Origin of the sequence: Ellagibacter sp. (assembly GCF_048412355.1) — a bacterium.
Taxonomy (GTDB): Bacteria; Actinomycetota; Coriobacteriia; order Coriobacteriales; family Eggerthellaceae; genus Ellagibacter.
In genome coordinates, this window is sequence record NZ_DBFSAP010000010.1 from 1 (window position 1) to 2,668 (window position 2,668).

Below are 2,668 nucleotides of genomic sequence, written 5' to 3' on the forward strand. Positions count from 1 at the left end.
CTTTTCCTCCATGCTTCTTCCTTTCTCTCGGGAGGGCCTTCGGCCCTCGCCTCCAGAAAGGAATTCTCGAACTCAGCCGGACATGTCCGGCTGAGTTCGAGAACGAAACTTAAGTGTTCGGATGAACTTGCAAATTAACCGCCAGCCGCCGCTTAGATGGCTCTACATGGTGATTTGCTGAAATAACCGAGGATTTGAAGGAGGTGCGGTTATAATGAGTCGCTGCATGCGGGTGTCGCCAAGTGGTAAGGCCCGAGCTTCCCAAGCTCGTATTCGCGGGTTCGAGTCCCGTCACCCGCTCCATTGAAAACCAACGGCAACGGAGCACGCATTGCCTTTCAACCAAACCCGCTGCGGCGGGTTTTTCTATTTGGCGGGTTTCTCGGTAAGGAAGCGACCTTGTTCATGAGCAGCAAGAAATCATTCGACACCTTCATCTTCGACCTCGACGGCACCATCTTGGACACGCTGCCCGATTTGGTCGTCGTCACCAACGAAGCCCTTCGCGAGCAAGGGTTTCCCGAGCGAACGCACGACGAGGTTTTGAGCTTCGTGGGCAACGGGCTCGTCGCGCTCATGTACCAAGCGGTGCCCGAGAACACCCCGAAAGACATAGCCGACCAGGCAGTTGCATGTTGGAAGCGCTTCAACCTGGAATACGACAACCACCTGACCGCACCCTACCCGCACGTCCCCGAAACGCTTGCCGAGCTGCGCCGTCGGGGTTGCAAGCTGGGCGTTCTCTCCAACAAGTTCGACGGAGGCGTGCACAAGATTATCGCCCAATGCCTCCCCGGCCTCTTCGACGTGGAACACGGCGAATGCGAGGAAATTCCCCGAAAGCCGAACCCGGCGGGCCTGCTGCGTAGCATCGAGGAGCTGGGCAGCACGCCGGAGCGCACCGCCTATCTGGGCGACTCACCGAACGACATCTTGGTCGCTCATCGCGCCGGCGCCTGCGGCATTGGTGTTTCGTGGGGGTACCACACCGCGCAGGAGATGCGCGACGCAGGATCGGACATCATGCTCGAAAGCTTCTCCGACCTTTTGAAGTACGCACCGGAGGCGTAAAGCCCCAAGAACAACGAGGCAAAACAAAGGGAGCGGTTCCCCGTTGAGGAGCCGCTCCCTTTTCATGCATAAGCAATGCGGGCGCCCAATGCCTGCCCCCGCGATTCTGAAAGCCTACGCCTCCGTCGCGTAGCCATCGGGATTCATCGACTGCCAGCGCCAGCTGTCGGCACACATGCGGTCGAGGTCGTACTGCGCAACCCAGCCCAGCTCTCGCTTTGCTTTGTCGCAAGCAGCGTAATTCGTCGCGATGTCACCCGCGCGGCGAGGCTTGATCTCGTAGGGAATCGTCTTGCCGCAAGCGCGCTCGAACGCGTGAATCACATCGAGAACGCTCGAGCCTTTACCAGTCCCCAGGTTGAAGATTCCCACACCGCGACGCGAGCCGTCGGCCTGAGCCTCGCCCTGGATCGAACCAAGCCCGGAAGGCTCGCCCGTGCCGACCTTGCCGCCCATCCAGTCGAGCGCGGCAACATGCCCGCGCGCCAAATCGACCACGTGGATGTAGTCGCGCACGCCCGTGCCGTCTGGCGTGGGATAGTCGTCGCCGAACACGCCAACCGCAACGAGCTTGCCAACAGCAACCTGCGCCACATAGGGCACCAGGTTGTTGGGGATACCCTTCGGGTCCTCGCCGATAAGGCCGCTCTCGTGCGCGCCGATGGGGTTGAAGTAGCGCAGCAGCACGACGTTCCACTCGTTGTCGCCCACGTAAAGGTCGGTGAGCACCTGCTCGAGCATAGTTTTCGTCTGCCCATAGGGGTTCGTGGCGGAATGCTTCGGGCAATCCTCGGTAATGGGCACGAACTCGGGCTCGCCATAGACCGTGGCGCTCGAGGAGAACACAATGTTCTTCACGCCGTGATTGCGCGCGACATCGCACAGGACGAGCGTGCCCGCGATGTTGTTCCAGTAGTACTCGAGCGGCTTCTGCACGCTCTCCCCCACCGCCTTGAAACCGGCGAAGTGGATGATCGCATCGACGTCATGCTCGGAGAAGATGGCTTCCATCGCGTCGCGGTCGAGCACGTTCGCCTCGTGGAACGCGCATCGATCGGCGCCGACTCCGGCAATCTTGCGCACGCGTTCGACGGCGACTTCGCTCGAGTTGCTCAAATCGTCGACGATAACGACGTTGAAGCCTTTAGCAAGCAGCTCGACGCAGGTGTGCGAGCCGATGAATCCGGCGCCGCCGGTGACCAAGATCGTAAGCTCGATGGGCGACTTCGCCAGAGATTTGTTTGCCATAATCACTCTTTTCTCGGAGGGTCCAAGCTTTCGTCATGATACCGCACCGCAAAGACGCGCGCATGCCCTCCAACAACATCGCAAAACAGCAACGAAAAAAGAAGAGGCCTCGTGAAAATGAGCATTTCGTCGCTATAATGGCATCATTCTATTGGTTGCATGTCTCTATCCTCCAAATTACACAACGCGCGGCGGGTAGACCAAGCGAAAGGAGACCAGCTATATGAAGTCAAGGGCTAAACCGTAGGTTTTAGAGAACAATTTATTATCCGAACGTTGCAGCTTGAGAACCGAATATCGAATGCTTTCGGGCATGGCGAGGCGGGCGGCGCCGCCGCCTGGAGGGGCT

Annotated in this window: 2 protein-coding genes and 1 tRNA gene; 2 read left to right on the plus strand and 1 reads right to left on the minus strand. The window is 59.1% G+C overall.

What is annotated here, in order from left to right; all coding sequences use genetic code 11:
- The first annotated feature begins 228 nt into the window (after window positions 1–228).
- Both ACMRQN_RS01265 and ACMRQN_RS01270 read left to right on the plus strand, forming a co-directional pair.
- A tRNA-Gly gene (locus tag ACMRQN_RS01265) sits at window positions 229–303 on the plus strand.
- A 102-nt stretch (window positions 304–405) separates the two neighbouring features.
- Entirely contained in the window at window positions 406–1,071 is a 666-nt protein-coding gene (locus ACMRQN_RS01270) for an HAD family hydrolase (protein ID WP_418733481.1), read from the plus strand.
- 114 nt (window positions 1,072–1,185) lie between these two features.
- Here ACMRQN_RS01270 and galE read toward each other — a convergent pair whose 3' ends face one another.
- The gene (gene galE / locus ACMRQN_RS01275; RefSeq protein WP_418733482.1) at window positions 1,186–2,319 is read right to left on the minus strand and encodes a UDP-glucose 4-epimerase GalE; all 1,134 of its coding nucleotides are present in this window, start codon (window positions 2,317–2,319) and stop codon (window positions 1,186–1,188) included.
- Between the last annotated feature and the right edge of the window lie 349 nt (window positions 2,320–2,668).

Coding starts and splice junctions, on each gene's coding strand:
- ACMRQN_RS01270 (WP_418733481.1), top strand. CDS start 406: ATGAGCAGCAAGAAATCATTCGACACCTTCATCTTCGACCTCGACGGC.
- galE (WP_418733482.1), bottom strand. CDS start 2,319: ATGGCAAACAAATCTCTGGCGAAGTCGCCCATCGAGCTTACGATCTTG.